Genomic DNA, 20,180 nt, shown 5'->3' with positions numbered 1-20,180 from the left:
CCCCCACCTCGGAAGAGAGGCACCCGCATGCGTACGCGCTCCCTCCTCGCCCTCGCCGCCACCGCCACCGCGCTCGGACTCGCGTGGGCCACCCCGGCGTCCGCGGCCGGTACGGTCCTGACCACCGGCAGCACGGGCGGCACCGCCGTCGCCGCCGGTGACACCCTCACCGCGCCCCTGGCCTCCGGCACGCCCGCCACGTTCTACTCCAGCGCGACCGGCACCAGTGGCGTCAAGTGCACCGCGTCCCAGTTCACCGCCAAGGTCACCAGCAACCCGGCCGCGCCCGGCACGGCCACCGAGTCCGTCACCGCGCACACCTTCGACAGCAACACCTGCACCAGCAACGTCACCGGTGTCCTCGGTGTCAACGGCATCACCATCAACAACCTGCCGTACTCGGCGACGATCACTTCGAGCGGCACCCTCACCGTCACGCCCCCGAGCGGCTCGGTCATCCAGGCCACGGTCCAGCTGCGCACTCTGCTGGGCACCGTGACCTGCGTGTACCAGGCGCCCGGTCTGACCGGCAAGGCCGACAACGCCGACAGCAGCATCACCTTCACCAACCAGCAGTTCACCAAGGTCTCCGGGTCGTCGCTGTGCTTCGCCAACGGCTACTTCACGGCCAAGTACGCGCCCGTCACCGACGCGGGTGTCCGGGTCTACGTGAACTGACCGGCCGAGCCGTCCGGTTCGCGTCGTAGCCGCGAGCCGGGAGCGGCGCCTGCGGCGAACCCGCCGTCGGCGCGGTCCGTGTGCACGCGGACCGCGCCGACGGCTTCGCCGTGTCCGGGAGAGAGCGACGGGGCGGGTCCGGGAGAGAGCGACGGGGCGCGTTCGGCTCTCCAGGGGCGCGAAGCATCGACCGGTTGTCCTGCTTCGCGCCTGCTCCGACGTGTCATTGAGAACCGGACGTCCGCCTCGTATCGTGACGATCAAAGCGTGCGGCGCCCGCTGCCGGGAGTCCGCCCGGCGCCTGTCGTGCCGCTGACACGTGTCATATCGCGTGCGTGCACCTCTGGACTCCCGATCCCGTGCGGTGAGTTATCGTATGCGGGGGACTGAAAACAAACCGCATGTCCTGTTCTTTTGAGGTGCGAGGAGGGGTCACGGGATGGCGAGGCAGTTACGCGCTGAACAGACCCGCGCAACCATCATCACGGCCGCCGCCGACCTGTTCGACCGGCACGGCTACGAATCCACCAGTCTGAGCGATATCGTCGCGCATGCGAAGGTCACCAAGGGCGCCCTGTACTTCCACTTCGCCGCCAAGGAGGACCTGGCCCAGGCGATACTGGAACTCCAGGCCAAGGCCGCGCGGCAGCTCGTGGCCGACATCGAGGGCCGCGGCTGCTCCTCGCTGGAAGCCCTGATGCGCACCACCTTCGGGATCGCCCGGCTCGCCGTGGAGGACCCCGTGCCGCGTGCCGGGCTCCGCCTCGCCACCGCCGACATCCCCGTACGGGCGCCGCTGCGGCATCCGTTCACGGAGTGGCTGGAGTTCGCGACCCGCAAGTTCAACGGAGCCGTCCGGGAGGCCGACCTGCACGGGGACCTGGACGTGGCAGTGGTCGCCCACTCCCTCGTCTGCTTCTTCGTCGGCACCCGGGTCGCCGGCCGTTCGCTCGAACCCGTCGGGCGGCTGCCGCGCAGGGTCGCCGAGATGTGGCACCTGGTGATCCGGGGCCTCGTCCCGGTGCACCGGCGTCCCCGCTACGTCACCCTCGCCACGCAGCTGGAACGGGAGGTCCGTGCCGCCTGACATCCGCGACACGGCGGCGGACACGTCCCGGGACCCCCGCCCGCACCCGTGATCGCCGGCACCGAGGTCGGCACCGACGGCCTGGTCCCCTGCCGGAGCCGGCCCGCCGACACGGGCCGGCCCGTCAGACGACCGTCACCGGCAGGGCCTTGACGCCGTTGACGAAGTTCGACACCAGCCGAGCGGCCGGTCCGGCGAGGACCGGCGGGACCGGCAGGACGCGCAGCACCTCCTCGTGAAGCAACCGCAGTTGCAGCCGGGCGAAGTGAGCGCCCAGGCAGACGTGCGGACCGTCCCCGAACGAGACGTGCGGATTGGGGGAGCGCGTCGGGTCGAGCCGGTCCGGGTCGGCGAACACGCGCTCGTCCCGGTTGGCCGCGGCATGGAACACCACCACCTTGTCGCCCGCCCGGATCCGGCGACCCGCCAGCTCGGTGTCGCGCACGGCCGTCCGGCGGAACGTCAGCACCGGCGGATGCCAGCGCAGCAACTCGTCGACGGCCGTCGGCAGACCGGCCCTTCCGGCGCGCAGGGCCGCGTACACCTCCGGACGCTCCGCCAGCGCCAGCAGGCCGCCCGGGGCCGCGGCGCGCACGGTGTCGTTGCCCGCCACGGTGAGCAGGAAGAAGAACATCTCCAGCTCCGCGCCGGCGAGTTCGGCGTCGTGCGCGAGCGTCGTCATGATGTCGTCGGCGGGATGCCGCCGCTTGTGCGCCGCGAGCCGCCCGGCGTAGTCGAACATGTCCCGCAGCATCGCCGGCGACCGCGGATTCACCGGCCTGCCCGCCCGGTCCCGCACCGGCGGACCGGCCTCGTCCGGGTCCTGGTAGCCGATGACCCGCCGCGTCCAGTCCAGCAGCAGCCCCCGGTCGCTCGCCGGGACACCCAGCAGATCCGCCAGGTTCAGCAGGGCGTACTCGTCGGTGACGGCGGCCACCAGGTCGACCGTGCCGTCCCCCTCCCGCGCCCGCGCGAGGGCTCCCGCGAGCAGCGCCCGCGCCCGCTCCCGGGCGACCGCCGCGAACCGCTCCACGCGTCCCGGCGTGAAGGCGCGGCTCACCAGCCTGCGCAGCCGCCCGTGCTCCGGCGGATCCTGGTTGAGCATCATCCGCCGGATGAACGGCAGATCCTCCGGATCGGGGTCGCGGATCTGGGTCGCGCCCGCGTGGGAGGAGTACGTCCCCGCGTCCTTCAGCACCCGGACGACGTCCGCGTGCCGGGTCACCGCCCAGAACCCGGGCCCGGCCGGCCAGTCCAGCACCTCCGGCTCCTCCTGCCAGGCCACCGGATGATGGTCGCGCAGCACGCGGTAGTCGTCGTAGGGCACGCCTTCGGCGTACCGGCGCGGATCGAAGACGTCCGGCACCGGCGGGCCCGTGCGCCCGCTCACGCCCGCCCGCCCCGGCCCGCGTCCCGCGCCCCGTCCTCCTGCTCCGCGCGCAGGAAGTCCTCCACGGTACGGACCAGTTCCAGCGGGGTCTCGTCCATGGCGTAGTGCCCGGCGCCGGGCAGGACCGCCAGCCGTGCGCGCGGATACCAGGACAGCCAGGTCCGCCGCATGACCTCCGGCGACAGCGCCGGGTCGAGCGCGCCGGCCACGGCGAGCGCGGGCACCTCGGCACCGGCGACCTCGGCGCTGAAGTCGTCGCCCGACCACGAGTCCAGCCAGGCCCCGAACGCCGTGGCGTCGCTGCGCTCCAGCGAGCGGGCGACCATCCGGTCCAGCCAGGCGGCGGGACGGCGGCCGCCGGTGGTGAAGTCGATGATCGCGCGCCGGTTCTCCGCCCGGTGCGCCGCCTGCGTGAACAGCGCCGCCTGCTCTCCGGCCAGCGGCAGGCCGGAGGCGGGCACGGGCGAGACTCCCACGATCCGGCGCAGCCGGTCCGGGGCCACCGCGAGCAGCCGCTGGGCCACCGCGCCGCCCATCGAGTGCCCGACCACCGAGAACCGCCGCCAGCCGAGCCGGTCCGCCAGCGCCACCAGGTCCGCGGCGGCCCCGGCGGTCGTGTACGGGCCCGGGGCGTCCCGGGCCTCGCCGTAGCCGCGCAGGTCCACCAGCGCGTAGGTGAACGACGTACGGTCCAGGTCCGGCAGCACGGGCGCGTACGCGGACCGGTCGGCGAACCAGCCGTGTACGGCGAACACCTTGTGGGCGCCGTCGCCGCGCACCTCATGGGGCAGCACGAAGGAGGTCATGCGCCTACCGTGGCCCCCGCCCGCGGGCACGGCAAGGCAGCCAACGCCACAACCCCCCGCCGGCGTTGCCGGTTTCCCGGAGGGTTCACGCGATGGTGTGATCATGTGCCTTGGAGTGGATGGGGGTTCGGGGGCGCGGGTAGGGCCCCGGCCATGACGCAGCCGTTCGAACTCCCGCACTTCTACATGCCGTACCCCGCGCGGCTCAACCCGCACCTGGACGAGGCCCGCGCCCACTCCACCGGGTGGGCGCGCGAGATGGGCATGCTGGAGGGCTCCGGGATCTGGGACCAGGCCGACCTGGAGGCACACGACTACGGACTCCTGTGCGCCTACACCCACCCCGACTGCGACGGACCCGCCCTGTCGCTGATCACCGACTGGTACGTGTGGGTGTTCTTCTTCGACGACCACTTCCTCGACATGTTCAAGCGCACCCAGGACCGCGCCGCCGGCAAGGCGCACCTGGACCGCCTGCCGCTGTTCATGCCGCTCGACCCCGGCACGCCCGTGCCCGAGCCGGAGAACCCGGTGGAGGCGGGCCTGAAGGACCTGTGGGCGCGCACCGTGCCGGCGATGTCCGTGGACTGGCGGCGCCGCTTCTCGGTGGCCACCGAACACCTGCTCAACGAGTCCATGTGGGAGCTGTCCAACATCAACGAGGGACGGATCGCCAACCCCGTCGAGTACATCGAGATGCGCCGCAAGGTGGGCGGCGCCCCCTGGTCCGCCGGGCTGGTGGAGTACGCGACCGCCGAGGTGCCCGCCGCCGTCGCCGGCACCCGCCCGCTGCGCGTCCTCATGGAGACGTTCTCCGACGCCGTCCACCTGCGCAACGACCTGTTCTCCTACCAGCGCGAGGTCGAGGAGGAGGGCGAGAACAGCAACGGCGTCCTGGTCCTGGAGACGTTCTTCGGCTGCACCACCCAGGAAGCCGCCGACACCGTCAACGACGTGCTCACCTCCCGGCTGCATCAGTTCGAGCACACCGCGCTCACCGAAGTCCCCGCCGTCGCCGTGGAGAAGGGCCTCACCCCCGGCGAGGCCGTCGCCGTCGCCGCCTACACCAAGGGCCTCCAGGACTGGCAGTCCGGCGGCCACGAATGGCACCTGCGCTCCAGCCGCTACATGAACAAGGGCGCGCGGTCCCGTTCGCCGTGGCAGACGCCGAGCGGCCCCGGCACCTCGGCCGCCGACATCGGCGCGCTCCTCGCCCCGGCCGCGCGCAACCGCCTGCGTGCCTACACGCACGTGCCCTTCCAGAAGGTCGGCCCGTCCCGCATCCCCGACCTGTACATGCCCTACGAACTCCAGCTCAGCCCCCACCTGGACCAGGCCCGCGGCCACCTCGTCGACTGGTGCCGGCGCATGGGCGTCCTGCGGGAGGGAGTCTGGGACGAGGACAAGCTCGCCGCCTACGACCTCGCGCTGTGCTCGGCCGGCCTGGACCCGGACGCCACTCCCGAGGCCCTCGATCTCAGCGCCCACTGGCTCGCCTGGGGGACCTACGGCGACGACTACTACCCGCTGGTGTACGGCCACCGCAGGGACCTGGCCGCGGCCCGCCTGACCACGGCCCGGCTCTCGCAGTGCATGCCGGTCGAGGGCGAACCGCCCGTCGTCCCCGGCAACGCCATGGAACGCGCCCTGATCGACCTGTGGACGCGCACCACGGCCGCCATGACCACCGACCAGCGCCGCACCCTGAAGACGGCCGTGGACGCGATGACCGAGAGCTGGGTCTGGGAGCTGTCCAACCAGCTCCAGAACCGCGTCCCGGACCCGGTCGACTACCTGGAGATGCGGCGCGCCACCTTCGGCTCGGACCTCACCCTGAGCCTGTGCCGGATGGGACAAGGCCCCGCCGTCCCGGCCGAGGTGTACGCCAGCGGTCCGGTGCGCTCCCTGGAGAACGCCGCCATCGACTACGCCTGCCTCCTCAACGACGTCTTCTCCTACCAGAAGGAGATCGAGTACGAGGGCGAGATCCACAACGCCGTCCTGGTCGTCCAGAACTTCTTCGGCGTGGACTACCCGCCCGCGCTGAGCGTCGTCCACGACCTGATGACCCAGCGCATGCGGCAGTTCGAGCACGTCATCGCCCACGAACTGCCCATCCTCTACGACGACCTGGCGCTGTCGGAGGAGGCCAGGACCGCCATGGCCGCCTATGTGCTGGATCTGCAGAACTGGCTGGCCGGCATCCTGAACTGGCACCGCTCCGTCGACCGCTACAAGGCCGAGTGGCTGGGCCGCCGCACCCACGGCTTCCTCCCCGACCGCCCGCCCGCCGTTCCGGCCCTGTCGCTCGGCTGAGGGTCGTCAGCCAGCTCCCGCTCCGGCCGGAACGGCGAGGCCGGGAGGAATGGATGAGGCCGAGCGTGCCGAGGAGGCGGCCGGTGTCGGCTCGTCGGCCAGGGATACCCTCCGCCACCCTCCGGCCAATCTCATCCTTTCGTGTCTCGTCATGGGCCGCCCGTCCGGGTAGATCACCAGCCGGAGGCGAGCGAACCATGGAACAGACCGCTTTGCGGCCCAAGCCGATCCCCGGTCAGCACCGGCAGGACGAGGGCACCCCGGGCCCCGCCCGCCGCCCGCACGCCGCGCCCCGGCGCGCACGGCGGCTGCGGACCCTGCTGCTCGGCGCGGGCGCCGGCACCGTACTGCTGCTCTGCGGCGTCGGCATCGGCATGGCCGGTGCCACGATGACCGGCGTCGGCGGGCTCGCCGGGCCGGCCCGCCCGGCCCCGCCGCCCGGCCCCGCGCCCCACGCCGCCCCGGACCCCGCTCCGCCCGGCGCGACCCTCGGCGTGGAGGTGGTCGACGACGAGAAGGCGGGCGCGCTGGTGGTGGCCGTCCATGTGCCCGGCCCCGGCTACACGGCCGGCCTGGTCCGCGGGGACGTCGTGCTCCAGCTCGGCGCGGCCCGCGTCGACACCGCCGCCGGCCTCGCCCGCGCCGTCGCCCGCTCCCGTTCCGGAACGGCCCTGCCGCTCACCGTGCGCCACCACAGCGGTGCCCACCAGCGGCTGACGGTGACCCCCGGGCTGGTCACCTGACGCCTCCGGAACCGCTGGTCACCGTCCGTCCCACGCGTCATCATGGGTCCATGCCCAGCCGCTTCGCCGCGTACCTCCGCACGTCCGTTCCGGCGATCGGCTCGCGTGGGCCCGGCCGGGCGGGCAGGATGCTGCCCGAGACGTCAGCGCACCCTTTCCCACGCAGCGCCCGGAGGCCCGGATGACCGGTACCACGCCCTTCACCGCCGCCGACTACCGGGCCCGCATGGAGCGCGCCGTGCGCTCCGCGGCCGACGCCGGCCTCGCCGGGCTGCTCGTGGCCCCGGGCCCGGACCTGGTGTGGCTCACCGGCTACGCGCCCACCGCCGTCACCGAACGGCTGACCGTCCTCGTCCTCGCCCCCGGCCGCGACCCCGTCCTCGTCGTGCCCACCCTGGAGGCCCCGGACGCCGAGCAGGCCCCCGGCGCTCCCGCGCTGACGCTGCGCGACTGGACCGACGGCGCGGACCCCTACGCCGTCACCGCCGCCCTCCTCGACGACCGCGGCCGGTTCGGCATCAGCGACAATGCCTGGTCGATGCACCTGCTGGGCCTCCAGCGGACCCTGCCCGGCACCTCCTACGCCGCCCTCACCGACGCCCTGCCCATGCTGCGCGCGGTGAAGGACCAGGCCGAACTGGACCTCCTGGCGGCCGCCGGAGCCGCCGCCGACCAGGCGTTCGAGGAGATCCGGAAGCTGCCCTTCGCCGGCCGCCGCGAGTCCGACGTCGGCCGGGACCTCGCCGGCCTGCTGCGCCGCTTCGGCCACGAACAGGTCGACTTCACCATCGTCGGCTCCGGCCCCAACGGCGCCAACCCGCACCACGAGGTCGGCGACCGGGTCATCCGGCCCGGTGACATGGTCGTCCTCGACTTCGGCGGCCTGAAGGACGGCTACGGCTCCGACACCACCCGCACCGTCCACGTCGGCGAACCCACCGAGGAGGAGCGCCGGGTGCACGACGTGGTGCGCGCCGCCCAGGAGGCCGGCTACCAGGCCGTACGTCCCGGCGCCGCCTGCCAGGACGTCGACCGCGCCGCCCGCGCGGTGATCACCGACGCCGGGTACGGCGCGTACTTCATCCACCGCACCGGCCACGGCATCGGCGTCACCACGCACGAACCGCCGTACATGATCGAGGGCGAGGAGCGGCCCCTCGTGCCCGGCATGTGCTTCTCCGTGGAGCCCGGGATCTACCTGCCCGGCCGCTTCGGGGTGCGCATCGAGGACATCGTCACGGTCACCGAGGACGGCGGCCGGCGCCTGAACAACACCACCCGCGAGATGGTCACCGTGGACTGAGGACGCCCGTGAGATCCCGCCCCGACGACACCCGAACGGCGACGCCCGCACCCATGACCCAGGCACCGACACCCACCGCGGACACCGTCCGCCGACTGGTCCGTTCGCTGCTCAAGGAGGGCCGCGACGGCACCGGAGGGCCCGACGTGCGGCCCGTGACGGAGGAGGGCGAGCACACCTGGTGGATCGGCGCCCGCCATGTGCTGCGCCTCGCCCCCGACCGCGAGGCGTCCGCACTCCGCCGCCGGGAGCTGCGGCTGCGCGACCTGGTCCGCCCGCAGGTGCCGGTCGCCGTCCCGGTCAGCGTCGCGCACGGCGACTGGGCACCCGGCCTCGCCTACACCCTCGACACCCGGGTGCCCGGCGGCACGGCCGACGAACACGACGTCTCCGCCGTCGGCGAGGCCGACCTCGCCGGGCTGCTCACCGGGCTGCGCGCGGTGCCCGGACGCCAGGCCGAGGCGCTCGGCGTGCCCCGCACCGCGCCGCGCTCGCTGGAGGCGCTGCGCCGGATGGCCGTGCACGCGGCCGAACGGCTCACGGCCGCCGACGAGTTCGACTCCGCCCGGCTGCACCAGTTCTCCCCGGCCAACGCGGCCCAGCTCAGCGCGCAGTCCGGTGCGGCCGTCCTCACCCACCACGGGCTGACCGGCGCGCACGTGGTGGTCAGCGCCGACGGCCGGGTGCGGGGCGTCCTGGACTGGACGCGGGCGGCCCTCGGCGACCCCGCCGAGGACATCGCCGGGCTCGCCCTCGCCGTCGGCTCCCCGGCGGCCGTCCGCGCCGCCACCCTCGCCGGCTACGGCGCCCGCCCCTGCCTGCGCGGCCTGTGGCTGGCCCGCTGCGACACCGTCGTCCGGCTCGCCGACCACCTGGAGGGCCGCACGGGCGGCTCCCTGCCCCTGCTGCGGACCCAGCTGCGCCGCGCCTGGGAACCGATCCTGCTGGAGCGGGTCACCGACCTCCCGGAGGACGAGCCGGAGCCGTGAGGGAGCCGCCGGGGCCTCAGGGCCCGGTCAGCACCACGCAGGACTCGCCGGGCACGTGCAGCAGTCCGTCCGGGCCCGGCGCCGGCACCGGCTCCCAGGCTGCCAGGACCTCCACCCGGCCGGTGCCCAGCGGGATCGCCGCGCTCTCCTTGCCGAGGTTCACCGCCACCCGTACGTCGCCGCGCCGGAAGGCCAGCCAGCGGGCCTGCCCGTCGTACGCCACCTGCGTGGCGGCGAGGTCGGGGTCGGTGAGGTCGCTCTGGGCGCGGCGCAGCGCGATCAGCCGCCGGTACCAGTCCAGCACGCGCGCGTGCGGCTCGCGTCCGGGCTCCGACCAGTCCAGGCAGGACCGCTCCCGGGTCGCCGGGTCCTGCGGGTCCGGTACGTCCTCCTCGGCCCAGCCGTGCGCCGCGAACTCCCGCCGCCTGCCCCGTCGTACCGCCTCGGCCAGCTCCGGGTCGGTGTGGTCGGTGAAGTACTGCCAGGGCGTGCCCGCCGCCCACTCCTCGCCCATGAACAGCATCGGCGTGAACGGCGCGGTCAGCGTCAGCGTGGCCGCGCAGGCCAGCAGGCCGGGGGAGAGCAGCGCGGCGAGCCGGTCGCCCTGGGCGCGGTTGCCGATCTGGTCGTGGGTCTGGCTGTAGCCGAGCAGCCGGTGCCCGGCCGTCCGCGCGCGGTCCAGCGGACGGCCGTGGTGCCGGCCCCGGAACGACGAGTACGTGCCGTCGTGGAAATAGCCGCGGGTGAGCGTCTTGGCGAGCGCGGCGAACGGCTCCCGCGCGAAGTCGGCGTAATAGCCCTGCGCCTCGCCGGTCAGCGCGACGTGCAGGGCGTGGTGGAAGTCGTCGTTCCACTGCGCCTGCAGCCCGAGGCCGTGCTCGGCGCGCGGGGTGATGAACCGCGGGTTGTTCATGTCCGACTCGGCGATCAGGAACAGCGGCCTGCCCACCTCCTCGGCCAGGCCGTCCACGGCCGCCGACAGCTCCTCCAGGAAGTGGCGGGCGCGCGTGTCGTACAGCGCGTGCACCGCGTCCAGCCGGAGCCCGTCGATCCGGTAGTCCCGCAGCCACGCCAGCGCGCTGCCGACGAGGAACGCCCGCACCTCGTCCGAGCCCGGCGCGTCGAGGTTCACCGCCGCGCCCCACGGAGTGGAGTGCGTGTCCGTGAAGTACGGCCCGAACCGCGGCAGATGGTTGCCCGACGGGCCCAGGTGGTTGTGGACGACGTCCAGGACGACGCCCAGCCCGAGCCCGTGCGCCCGGTCCACGAACCGCTTCAGCGCCTCCGGCCCGCCGTACGGCTCGTGCACCGCCCACAGCGACACCCCGTCGTAGCCCCAGCCGTGCCGTCCCGGGAGGGGACACACCGGCATCAACTCCACGTGGGTGACGCCCAGTTCCACCAGGTGCTCGAGCCGGTCCGCGGCGGCGTCCAGAGTGCCCTCGCGGGTGTACGTGCCCACGTGCAGCTCGTACAGCACCGCGCCGGGCAGCCCGCGCCCCGCCCACCGCGCGCGCCACTCGTGGCGCCCGTGGTCCACGACCGCGCTCAGCCCGTCCGGGCCGTCCGGCTGGCGGCGCGAGCGCGGGTCGGGCAGCACCGGACCCTCGTCCAGCGCGAACCCGTACCGCGCGCCGTCCGCCGCCTCCGCCTCACCCGTCCACCACCCCTCGCGCCCGGGATCGCGCGCCAGCGCGCGCGTGGCGCCCTCGCACTGGAGCGTCACTCGGTCTGCCTGCGGTGCCCACACCTCGAACTGCACGGACGGTTCCCCTTCGTCTGCTCACCGTGATGTCCCGCGCCCCCATCGTGCCGTCCCGGACGATCATTCCGCTCGCCAATTCGCCCACGGCGCCCCGGTGTCGCGGAAGTACCGTCCCGGCGGCACCGATTCCGCGTTTTCTGGACACCCGGGGTTCACTGTCCGACAATCGCGAGCGTGACGTCGTCCTTCGAGTTCTCCACCTACCCCGCGCGCCTGTCCGACGCGGAGCGCGACAAGGCGCTGCGGGTGCTGCGCGACGGCGTCGCCCTCGGCCGGCTCTCGCACGACACGTTCGTCCGCCGCATGGAACTGGCGCTCGCCGCGCGCCGCTCCGACGAACTCGCCGTCCTCGTCGCCGACCTGCCCCAGGAGAACCGGTTCTCCCGCGCGGTCCTCGGCACCGTCGAGGCCGTCTCCGGATTCACCGTACGGCTGCGCCGCGCCTGGCAGGCCGAGCGGCTGCCCAAGCTGCTGCTGCCGCACCCGGAGCACACCCACCCGCTGCGCATCGGCCGCGACCCCGCCAACGGGCTGCGTCTGAACCACGAGACGGTCTCCCGGGTGCACGCCGAACTCCGCCGCCAGGGCGGTCTGTGGGTGCTCAGGGACCTCGGCTCCACCAACGGCACGACCGTCAACGGCCGCCGGGTGACCGGCGCCGTCGTGGTCCGCGAGGGCGACCAGGTCGCCTTCGGCAGGATGGCGTTCCGGCTCTCGGTGAGCTAGGACACCGGCCGAACCTGTTCGAACTGGCGGTCGGGAGAGGCGCTTTGCCGTCCCGATCGGGTGAGCGGGCCTCGGGAAGGCGGGCCGTCGTGCCGATGCAACCGGTATGACTCACCTCACCAGAGCGAAGGCGGCGGCCGCGGCCCTGCTGGCCGTCGCGGCACTCCTCACCGCGGGACCGGCCCGGGCGGCCACCCGCGAAGCCCGCGCGGACACCTGGCTCTACCTGACGGTCACCAAGGGCAACGCCCGCGCCGGCATCCCCCGTGGCGCGCTGCTGCGCTGCGACCCGCCCCGGTGGCACGCGCGCGCGGCCGAGGCGTGCGCCGAACTCGCCGACGTGGGCGGTGACATCGGGCGCATCCCGGCCGAGAACGTCTTCTGCCCGATGATCTACGCCCCGGTGACCACCCGGGCGCTCGGCCGGTGGAACGGCAAGGCGGTCGACTTCCGGGAGACGTACACCAGCGCCTGCGTGATGCGGGCGCGCACCCGGCACGTCTTCGCCCTCGACGGCTGACGGCTGACGCTTGATGCCCGGCGGCGGGTCGCAGGCGGGCGGTGGATGGTGGCCGAGCGGTGGGCCGCGGCCGGGCGGCGGACGGCGTACGGGGTCGTGACCGGGCCGGCGGCCGGTGGTGCGGGCGGGCCGCACCGGCTCACGCCACCCGCTCCCGGGCCTGCCGCGCCGCCACCAGCACCGTCCGGGACTGGTGCTCCACCTGATGCTCCAACGGCACCCAGCGGGCCCGGAACCGCTGCGCGAAGGCGTCGCACCAGGCGGCCACGAGCCGCTCCAGGCGCGGCGCCGCCCGGTCGTCCGCCTCCCGCAGCACCCGCAGCAGCATCGCCGCGGCCCGCAGCGGCAGCCGCCGCCCGAAGGCGTCCACGCTGCCGACGTACGCCATCGTGGTGCCCGCCGGGGAGGTGTGCGCCCAGTCCTCGGCCAGGCCCGGGATCAGCTCCAGCGCCCACCGCGCGGCCCGCAGCAGCGGTCCGTCCACGCCCTCCAGCCGGGGCAGCGCCTCGGCGAGGACCCGCTCCACCTGCCGCGCGTCCCGCAGCAGCCGGGCGGCCAGGCCGCGCAGGGCCGCGGCGGGCTCCGGGTGCGGGGCCGGGTCGTCCACCAGGTCGCTGGCCCACATCGGCACCTCCACCACCGCCGTCAGACCGCCGTACCGGTGCGCGTGGTACCAGGTGCTGTGCCGGGCGTCGTCCGGCATGCTCGGATAGGGGACGCCCGTATCCGGGCCGGGCATCACATGCACCCCGGGACCGGAGGCCGGCCAGCCCGCCGCGTCCGAGGCCCCCGTCTCCACCGGGATGCGCAGCTCCGCCGCGGACTTGGCGAACGGCTCGGCGAGACCCGGCACCTCCCGGGTCAGCTGCACCCAGCTGCCGCCCAGATCGGTGCCGTGCAGGGTCACCTGGAGGTAGGGCCGCAGCTCGTCTATCACCCGCGTCAGCGTGAGGGTCTCCGGTGGCAGCCGGTCCGGAGGCAGCACCGACGGCGACCACTCCGGCTGCTCAGCGCCCGTCGGCCGGTAGAAGCCGAGGTGGTAGTCGAGCAGGCTGCGCGGCGCCGGGGTCACGTGCAGACTCGCGCCGTCGGGGTCCGCGCACAGCAGGAAGTGCCAGGACGTGTCCGTCCTCAACTCACGGTCGTACAGCACGCGTTCGGCTAGCACCAGCAGGGTGGAACCGCCCGTCGGCTCGTTCGCGTGGGCACCGGCGACGACCAGCACCGCGCGGCGGGCGTGTCCCACCGACAGCAGGTGCAGGGGTCTTCCCGCGCGCGAGAGACCCACCTGGCGCAAGGCGCACAGCCCGGGTTCCCGGGCCGCCAGCACCTGGGCGCGGGCGAGCATTTCGGGAACGCTGGGATAGCGCAGCTCCGGCAGAGGACTCACCCCCGACTGGTCCGCCCGGCTTCGCCCTCCCAGTCCCGCACGCGGCGGGGGAACTGTCAAGCGGTCGGCGGGGGAGGGCCCCGGGAGCGCGCGGGGGCGCGGAACCGGCGGGACCCGCTCCACTGTGTGCCACGAGCGCACCACCGGTACGACAGACACCCCCGAACGCGCGAGAGATACGGCCGGCGCCTTCGGAGGCCACCGCCACGGCGCGGCATCCGCGAGCGCGTGTCCGCGGGCCTTCTCAGTCCTCCGGGACGCGTTCCAGCAGGGCCACCGGGAGCCGGTCCAGCAGGTCCGCCACGCGCGCGTGGCCGGTGAACTCCCGGCCCGGCACGAGCACGTCGGCCCAGCGGCCGGGCGGCAGCGGCAGCAGCGTCTCCCGCCAGCCGCCCGCCTCCGCGAGCCGCAGCGACAGCCGGGTCACCGCCGTGACCACCTCACCCGAGCGCGCGAACGCCAGACAGTGGTCGGCCGCCGGGCCCTCGGCGGTCAGCGGGTCGTACGAGGCGTCCGCGCCGAACGCGTGCGGGCGCCGGGCGCGCAGCCGCAGCGCCGCCGCGGTCAGCGCGCCCTTCTCACCGGCCGCCTCCGGAGGAAACGCCGCCGGCCGCCGGTTGTCCGGGTCCACCAGCGCCCGGTACTCGCCCTCCGTGCCCTGGTACACGTCGGGCACGCCCGGCATCGTCAGGTGCACCAGCGCGGTGCCGAGGACATTGGCCCGCACATGCGGCTCCAGCGCCTTGCGGAACGCGGCCACCCGCTCGCCGGGCGGACCGCACGGCCCCGCGGTGACGAAGGCCGCCACCGCGTCCTCGTACGGCGGTTCCCGCTCGGTCCAGCTGGTGTACATGCCCGCCTCGCGCGCGTGCTTCAGCAGCGCCCGCTGCACGCGGTCCTCCTCGGCCGGGCCCAGCCCGAACACCGTCTGCCAGGCCGCCCAGGCCAGCTGTCCGTCCGGCGCGCCCTCCTCGGCGAGGCTGACCTCGGCGAGCAGCGCCGCCCAGCGGTCCGGGCACTCGGTGAGCACGGCCAGCGCGGCGCGCACGTCCGCGCTGCGCTTGGTGTCGTGGGTGGTGACGACCGTGCCGGTGAGCGGCCGGTCGCGCTGCACGCGCGCGCAGTACGCGTGGAACTCCTCCGGCGCCACGCCCGGGCTGCCCGGGTCGCCGCCCACCTCGGTCGCCGACAGCAGCGGCACGTACCGGTAGAAGGCCGTGTCCTCCACCGACTTGGCGCGCAGCGCCGACGCGGTCTGGGCGAACCGGGTACGGAACTCCACCCGGTCGGCGTGGTCCGGTGCCGCCGGGTCGGGCGGCTCGACCAGCAGCCGGCGCACCACGGAGACGGCCTCGGCCTCCTCCGGCACCACGAACGCCAGCCGGGCCTCCTCGGCGGCCTCCTCGGTGATCACGGCGGAGGCGTCGGCGGAGGCGTACGGCCGGTAGACCCGCATCCGGACCAGCAGCTCCTCCACGGCCGTCCGCAGTGCCCAGGGAGCGCGGTCGCGCAGCGAGAGGTCGGGCGAGGCGGCGCACAGCCGGGCGGCCACCCGGGTGAGCCGGTCCGTCTCCGTGGCCAGTTCGTGGGTGAGCACCTTGTACGCGGCACGCCGGACCGTGGCCTCCCAGTTGCCGCCGCGGTCCGTCTGCGGCGCCGCGTAGGCCCGGTAGCGCCCCAGCAGTTCGTACGCGCCGGTGCGGTCCGTGAACAGGCCGTCGACGTGCCGCAGGGAGTCGTAGCCCGTGGTGCCCGCTACGGGCCAGGAGGCCGGCAGCCGCTCGCCGTCGGCCAGGATCTTCTCCACGACCGTCCAGCGCCCGCCGGTCGCCTCGTGCAGGCGCGCGAGATAGCCGTCGGGGTCGGCGAGGCCGTCGGGGTGGTCGATCCGCAGCCCGTCGAACACGCCTTCGTCCAGCAGCCGCAGGATCGTGGCGTGGGTGGCGTCGAACACCTCCGGGTCCTCCACCCGCAGCCCGATCAGCTCCGAGATGCTGAAGAACCGCCGGTAGTTCAGCTCGGTGCGGGCCAGCCGCCACCACACCGGGCGGTACCACTGCGCGTCCAGCAGCTCGGGCAACGGCAGCCGCTCGGTGCCGGGGCGGAGCGGGAAGGCGTGGTCGTGGTAGCGCAGCACGTCGCCGTCCACCCGCAGCCGCTCCAGCTCCGAGCCGACCGGGCCGCCGAGCACCGGCAGCAGCACCCGGCCGCCCTGTGCCTCCCAGTCGATGTCGAACCAGCGCGCGTACGGCGAACCCGGCCCGTCGCGCAGCACCTCCCACAGGGCGCGGTTGTACCGGGGCACCATCGCCATGTGGTTGGGCACGATGTCCACCACCAGGCCGAGACCGTGCTCCCGCGCGGTGCGGGCGAGCGCGCGCAGGCCCTCCTCGCCGCCCAGTTCCTCGCGCACGCGCGTGTGGTCCACCACGTCGTAGCCGTGCACGGAGCCGGGGACGGCCTCCAGGACCGGGGACAGATGCAGGTGCGAGACGCCGAGCGACGCCAGGTACGGTACGGCCGCTTCGGCGGCGGCGAACGGGAACGCGGGCTGGAGCTGCAGTCGGTAGGTGGCCGTGGGCACCCCCGGTCCGGGTCGCGCAGAAGTCATGGAAACCTACGTACCCCGCTCGCCGCCTTTCGTGTCATCGGCCGGTGCCCGGATCACGCCCGCGTGTCCGGAATCGAGCGATGGGGACTACGGGGAAGCGGGGCGGAGCCGCGCGGGGGACGCCTATCGGCGAGTGATCGGGCTGACGGGGCCGCTGCTGCCCTGCGTGTCGTTCCTGGGGCGGCTGCCCACGGCCACCATCCAGTTCGGCAGCGTGCTGCTCGTCGCCCGCACGGACGGTTCGCTCGCCACGGCCGGTCTGACCGGGGGCGCGCTCGGGCTCGGCCAGGTGGTCTGCGGGCCGCTGGTGGGACGGCTCGCGGACCGGCACGGCCAGCGGACGGTGGTGCGCGCGTTCTCGCTCGCCAACGCCGTCGCCGTGGCCGCGCTCGTCGCCGGCGCGCTCGCGGGCCTGCCGGCGGCCGCGCTGGCCCCGCTGGGAGCCGCGGCGGGTGCCACCGTGCCGCTCGTCGGCCCGCTGGCCCGCGCCCGCCTGGTCGCCCTCGCCCGCCGCTCGGGCGCCTCGGAGGCGACGGTCGGTGCCGCGCTGTCCTTCGAGAGCACCCTGGACGAACTCTCGTTCGTCCTCGGCCCGGCCCTCGTCGGCCTGGCCGCGGTCCTCGCCCATCCGGCCCGCGCGATGGCCGCCGCGGCGGCCCTGGTGGCCACGTGCGGCACCGCTTTCGCCGTCCACCCGACCGCCCGCGCGACGGCTCCCGCCCACCGGCCCCCCGGCCGGCCCGTGGCCCCCGCCGACGAGCGCTTGGCCCCCGACGCGCCCGCACGGGTCCCCGATCCGCCGGACGCGTCCGCGCACGCGCGCGTGCGGGCCGTCCGGGCCGGAGGCGCCGGGCCGTTCCGCCCATGCGCGCACCCGTAGAGGCCGGCGCGTCCGACGCACCCCCGCCCGCGCCCGGAAACCCGGGCGCGCTCCGGGTCCGCCCCCCGATGCCCCGCTGCGTGCCCGGTCTGCCGGCCGCGCCGGCGCTTCAAGGGGCGATGTCCGGGGCCTGTCAGGCGGGGATCACGGCGTTCACCGGGCGGCTCGGGCAGGCGGACCAGGCGGGGCTGGTGTACGCCGCCATGGGCGTGATGAGCGCGGCGGCGGGCCTCTCCATGGCCGCCGTACCGGAGCGCGTCGCGGCCGGGACGCGCTGGCGGCTGGCGACCGGCGCCGCGCTCGCGCTGTCCCTGCCGATGCTCGCCACGCGGGACCTGTTCGGCCTGTACGCCGTCGTCACCGTCCTCGGCGTCGCCTACGCCCCCCACCTGATCACCGTCTTCGGCCTGCTGGAACGCGCGGTTCCGCCGTCCCGGCTGGCCGAGACGATGGGCGTGGCCACCAGCGCCCTCGTCGGCGGCCAGGCCCTGGCGGTCGCCGTCACCGGACGCCTCGCGGAGTCCCACGGCCCGGCGGCGGCCTTCGCCGCCGCGAGCACGGCGGCCGGACTCGCCCTCGTCCTCGCCCTGGCGGTGCGCCCGACGACGTACGCCGGCGAGCCCGGGAACGCGCCGCACGCGCGCGTGGCGGACACGCGGCCCCGCCAGGGCCTGTCCGACAATTCCCGTCCGCCGCGCTTCGGGCGACGACGCTGATCGTCAGACGGGCCTTTGGAGGCCGCGTGCTCACTCCGCCGGGCGCCGCAGCACCGTCAGGCTGCGGTCGGGCAGCGTGACGCGGTCGCCGGCCGCGACCTTGTCGCCCGTGCCCGGCTCCACCCCCTCCGGGCGGGCCGTGTCCACCACCACCTGCCACTGCCGGCCGTGGTCGACCGGCACCACGAAGTCCAGCGGCTCGGGCGAGGCGTTGAACATCAGCAGGAAGGAGTCGTCGGTGATGCGCTCCCCGCGCGGCCCGGGCTCGGAGATGGCGTTGCCGTTCAGGAACACCGTCAGCGCCGACGCCTGCGCCGAGTCCCAGTCCCGCTGGGTCATCTCGGCGCCCTCGGGGGTGAACCAGGCGATGTCGGACAGCTCGTCGTAGGTGCCCTCCACGGGACGGCCGTGGAAGAAGCGGCGCCGTCGCAGGACCGGATGGTCACGGCGCAGCCACACCATCGCGCGCGTGAACTCCAGCAGCTCACCGCCCTCCTCCGGCCAGTCGATCCACGACAGCTCGTTGTCCTGGCAGTAGGCGTTGTTGTTGCCGCGCTGGGTGCGCGCGAACTCGTCCCCGTGGCTGATCATCGGCACGCCCTGGGACAGCATCAGCGTGGCGATGAAGTTCCGCATCTGCCGGGCGCGCAGCCCGAGCACCTCCGGGTCGTCGGTGTCGCCCTCCGTTCCGCAGTTCCAGGACCGGTTGTGGCTCTCGCCGTCCCGGTTGTCCTCGCCGTTGGCGTCGTTGTGCTTGTCGTTGTAGGCCACCAGGTCGTGCAGCGTGAAACCGTCGTGGCAGGTGACGAAGTTGATGGACGCCAGCGGACGGCGGCCGTCGTCCTGGTAGAGGTCGGAGGAGCCGGTCAGCCGGGAGGCGAACTCGGCCAGCGCGCGCGACTCGCCCCGCCACAGGTCCCGGACCGTGTCCCGGTACTTGCCGTTCCACTCGGTCCACAGCGGCGGGAAGTTGCCCACCTGGTAGCCGCCCTCGCCCACGTCCCACGGCTCGGCGATCAGCTTCACCTGGGAGACCACCGGGTCCTGCTGCACCAGGTCGAAGAACGACGACAGCCGGTCCACCTCGTGGAACTGGCGGGCCAGGGTGGCCGCCAGGTCGAAGCGGAAGCCGTCGACGTGCATCTCGGTGACCCAGTACCGCAGCGAGTCCATGATCATCTGGAGCACGTGCGGGGACCGCATCAGCAGCGAGTTGCCGGTGCCCGTGGTGTCCATGTAGTAGCGCGGATCGTCGGTGAGCCGGTAGTACGACGGGTTGTCGATGCCCTTGAAGGACAGCGTCGGGCCCAGGTGGTTGCCTTCGGCGGTGTGGTTGTAGACCACGTCCAGGATGACCTCGATCCCGGCCTCGTGCAGCGCCCGGACCGCCGACTTGAACTCCAGCACCTGCTGGCCGCGGTCGCCCCAGGACGCGTACGCGTTGTGCGGCGCGAAGAAGCCGATGGTGTTGTAGCCCCAGTAGTTGTTCAGGCCCGTGTCGACCAGCCGGTGGTCGTTCACGAACTGGTGCACGGGCATCAGTTCGAGCGCCGTCACCCCGAGCTTGGTCAGGTGTTCGATGACCGCCGGGTGGGCGAGGCCCGCGTAGGTGCCGCGCAGCTCCTCCGGCAGCCCCGGATGGCGCATGGTCAGGCCCTTGACGTGGGCCTCGTAGATCACCGTGTGGTGGTACTCGGTGCGCGGCGGGCGGTCGTCGCCCCAGTCGAAGTACGGGTTGATCACCACCGACGTCATGGTGTGCGGCGCCGAGTCCAGGTCGTTGCGCCGCTCCGGCGCCCCGAAGTGGTAGCCGTACACCTCCTCGCCCCACCGGATCGACCCGCTGACCGCCTTCGCGTACGGGTCGAGCAGCAGCTTCGCCGGGTTGCAGCGCAGCCCGCGCCCGGGGTCGTACGGGCCGTGCACCCGGAACCCGTACCGCTGCCCCGGCATCACGCCCGGCAGGTACGCGTGCCGCACGAACGCGTCGCTCTCGCGCAGTTCCACCGCCGTCTCCGAGCCGTCGTCGTGCAGCAGACACAGCTCTACTCGGTCCGCGGCCTCCGTGAAGACCGCGAAGTTGGTTCCGGCGCCGTCATAGGTGGCGCCGAGCGGATACGCCTCTCCAGGCCAGACCTGCATGGATACGACTCTCCCAGGTGTGCCGTCCGCCTGGGGCCGGCTCGGCCCCGAGTCTTGTCCGAAAGTGAGGCAACCTCCCGCGGTCCACCCGCCCTCTTGTGAAGTGACCAGTGCGTGT

General features: G+C 74.2%; 16 protein-coding genes. 10 read left to right on the top strand and 6 right to left on the bottom strand.

The features are described from left to right. Window positions 1-27: 27 nt before the first annotated feature. Together SCK26_RS08740 and SCK26_RS08735 are read left to right on the top strand one after the other, a co-directional pair. A complete protein-coding gene (locus SCK26_RS08740) occupies window positions 28-678 on the top strand; it encodes a Tat pathway signal sequence domain protein (RefSeq protein ID WP_318200702.1) in 651 nt (216 codons plus the stop codon). Window positions 679-1,117: 439 nt separating this feature from the next. Further along, window positions 1,118-1,765 carry a ScbR family autoregulator-binding transcription factor gene (locus tag SCK26_RS08735; protein WP_318200701.1) on the top strand — a complete coding sequence of 216 codons (648 nt, stop codon included), beginning with the start codon at window positions 1,118-1,120 and terminating at the stop codon, window positions 1,763-1,765. Window positions 1,766-1,889: 124 nt separating this feature from the next. Here the strand turns inward: SCK26_RS08735 and SCK26_RS08730 are convergent, their stop codons facing one another. Together SCK26_RS08730 and SCK26_RS08725 are read right to left on the bottom strand one after the other, a co-directional pair. Next, window positions 1,890-3,155 carry a cytochrome P450 gene (locus SCK26_RS08730; RefSeq protein WP_318200700.1) on the bottom strand — a complete coding sequence of 422 codons (1,266 nt, stop codon included), beginning with the start codon at window positions 3,153-3,155 and terminating at the stop codon, window positions 1,890-1,892. Then, the gene (locus SCK26_RS08725) at window positions 3,152-3,961 is read right to left on the bottom strand and encodes an alpha/beta hydrolase (protein ID WP_318200699.1); all 810 of its coding nucleotides are present in this window, start codon (window positions 3,959-3,961) and stop codon (window positions 3,152-3,154) included. Before SCK26_RS08725 ends, SCK26_RS08730 begins: the two co-directional genes overlap by 4 nt. 153 nt (window positions 3,962-4,114) lie before the next feature. Here SCK26_RS08725 and cyc2 point away from each other — a divergent pair, with 153 nt between their 5' ends. The 4 genes from cyc2 to SCK26_RS08705 all read left to right on the top strand — a co-directional run bounded on the left by cyc2 (window position 4,115) and on the right by SCK26_RS08705 (window position 9,312). After that, entirely contained in the window at window positions 4,115-6,277 is a 2,163-nt protein-coding gene (gene cyc2, locus SCK26_RS08720; protein ID WP_318200698.1) for a germacradienol/geosmin synthase Cyc2, read from the top strand. Window positions 6,278-6,474: 197 nt separating this feature from the next. After that, window positions 6,475-7,020, top strand: coding sequence for a PDZ domain-containing protein (locus SCK26_RS08715; protein ID WP_318200697.1), 546 nt, complete (start codon window positions 6,475-6,477; stop codon window positions 7,018-7,020). A gap of 181 nt (window positions 7,021-7,201) precedes the next feature. Continuing rightward, window positions 7,202-8,323: an aminopeptidase P family protein gene (locus SCK26_RS08710; protein WP_318200696.1), complete on the top strand. Its 1,122-nt coding sequence runs from the start codon at window positions 7,202-7,204 to the stop codon at window positions 8,321-8,323. A gap of 53 nt (window positions 8,324-8,376) precedes the next feature. Continuing rightward, window positions 8,377-9,312, top strand: a complete 936-nt coding sequence (locus SCK26_RS08705) for an aminoglycoside phosphotransferase family protein (RefSeq protein ID WP_318200695.1) — start codon at window positions 8,377-8,379, stop codon at window positions 9,310-9,312. A 16-nt stretch (window positions 9,313-9,328) separates the two neighbouring features. Here the strand turns inward: SCK26_RS08705 and treZ are convergent, their stop codons facing one another. Further along, entirely contained in the window at window positions 9,329-11,074 is a 1,746-nt protein-coding gene (gene treZ, locus SCK26_RS08700) for a malto-oligosyltrehalose trehalohydrolase (RefSeq protein WP_318200694.1), read from the bottom strand. Between the two features lie 177 nt (window positions 11,075-11,251). On the opposite strand from treZ, the gene SCK26_RS08695 reads away from it, so the two are divergent. Together SCK26_RS08695 and SCK26_RS08690 are read left to right on the top strand one after the other, a co-directional pair. After that, a complete protein-coding gene (locus tag SCK26_RS08695) occupies window positions 11,252-11,803 on the top strand; it encodes a DUF1707 and FHA domain-containing protein (RefSeq protein ID WP_318200693.1) in 552 nt (183 codons plus the stop codon). Window positions 11,804-11,909: 106 nt separating this feature from the next. After that, the gene (locus SCK26_RS08690; protein WP_318200692.1) at window positions 11,910-12,323 is read left to right on the top strand and encodes an SSI family serine proteinase inhibitor; all 414 of its coding nucleotides are present in this window, start codon (window positions 11,910-11,912) and stop codon (window positions 12,321-12,323) included. Between the two features lie 139 nt (window positions 12,324-12,462). On the opposite strand, the gene SCK26_RS08685 is transcribed toward SCK26_RS08690, so the two are convergent. Together SCK26_RS08685 and treY are read right to left on the bottom strand one after the other, a co-directional pair. Beyond that, entirely contained in the window at window positions 12,463-13,713 is a 1,251-nt protein-coding gene (locus SCK26_RS08685) for a M14 family zinc carboxypeptidase (protein ID WP_318200691.1), read from the bottom strand. A 244-nt stretch (window positions 13,714-13,957) separates the two neighbouring features. Beyond that, on the bottom strand, window positions 13,958-16,324 hold the full coding sequence (gene treY, locus SCK26_RS08680) for a malto-oligosyltrehalose synthase (RefSeq protein WP_318200690.1): 2,367 nt from the start codon (window positions 16,322-16,324) through the stop codon (window positions 13,958-13,960). Window positions 16,325-16,457: 133 nt separating this feature from the next. On the opposite strand from treY, the gene SCK26_RS37955 reads away from it, so the two are divergent. Both SCK26_RS37955 and SCK26_RS37950 read left to right on the top strand, forming a co-directional pair. Continuing rightward, the gene (locus SCK26_RS37955) at window positions 16,458-17,204 is read left to right on the top strand and encodes an MFS transporter (RefSeq protein WP_412080722.1); all 747 of its coding nucleotides are present in this window, start codon (window positions 16,458-16,460) and stop codon (window positions 17,202-17,204) included. Between the two features lie 119 nt (window positions 17,205-17,323). Further along, window positions 17,324-17,920 carry an MFS transporter gene (locus SCK26_RS37950; protein ID WP_412080721.1) on the top strand — a complete coding sequence of 199 codons (597 nt, stop codon included), beginning with the start codon at window positions 17,324-17,326 and terminating at the stop codon, window positions 17,918-17,920. Window positions 17,921-17,950: 30 nt separating this feature from the next. On the opposite strand, the gene glgX is transcribed toward SCK26_RS37950, so the two are convergent. Then, window positions 17,951-20,062, bottom strand: coding sequence for a glycogen debranching protein GlgX (gene glgX, locus SCK26_RS08670; protein WP_318200689.1), 2,112 nt, complete (start codon window positions 20,060-20,062; stop codon window positions 17,951-17,953). Window positions 20,063-20,180: the final 118 nt, after the last annotated feature.

The organism is Streptomyces sp. SCL15-4 (genome assembly GCF_033366695.1).
In the GTDB taxonomy this organism is placed as follows: Bacteria; Actinomycetota; Actinomycetes; order Streptomycetales; family Streptomycetaceae; genus Streptomyces.
The sequence above is the reverse complement of the archived record's forward strand: the minus strand, read 5'-3'. Positions and strand labels throughout refer to the sequence as shown.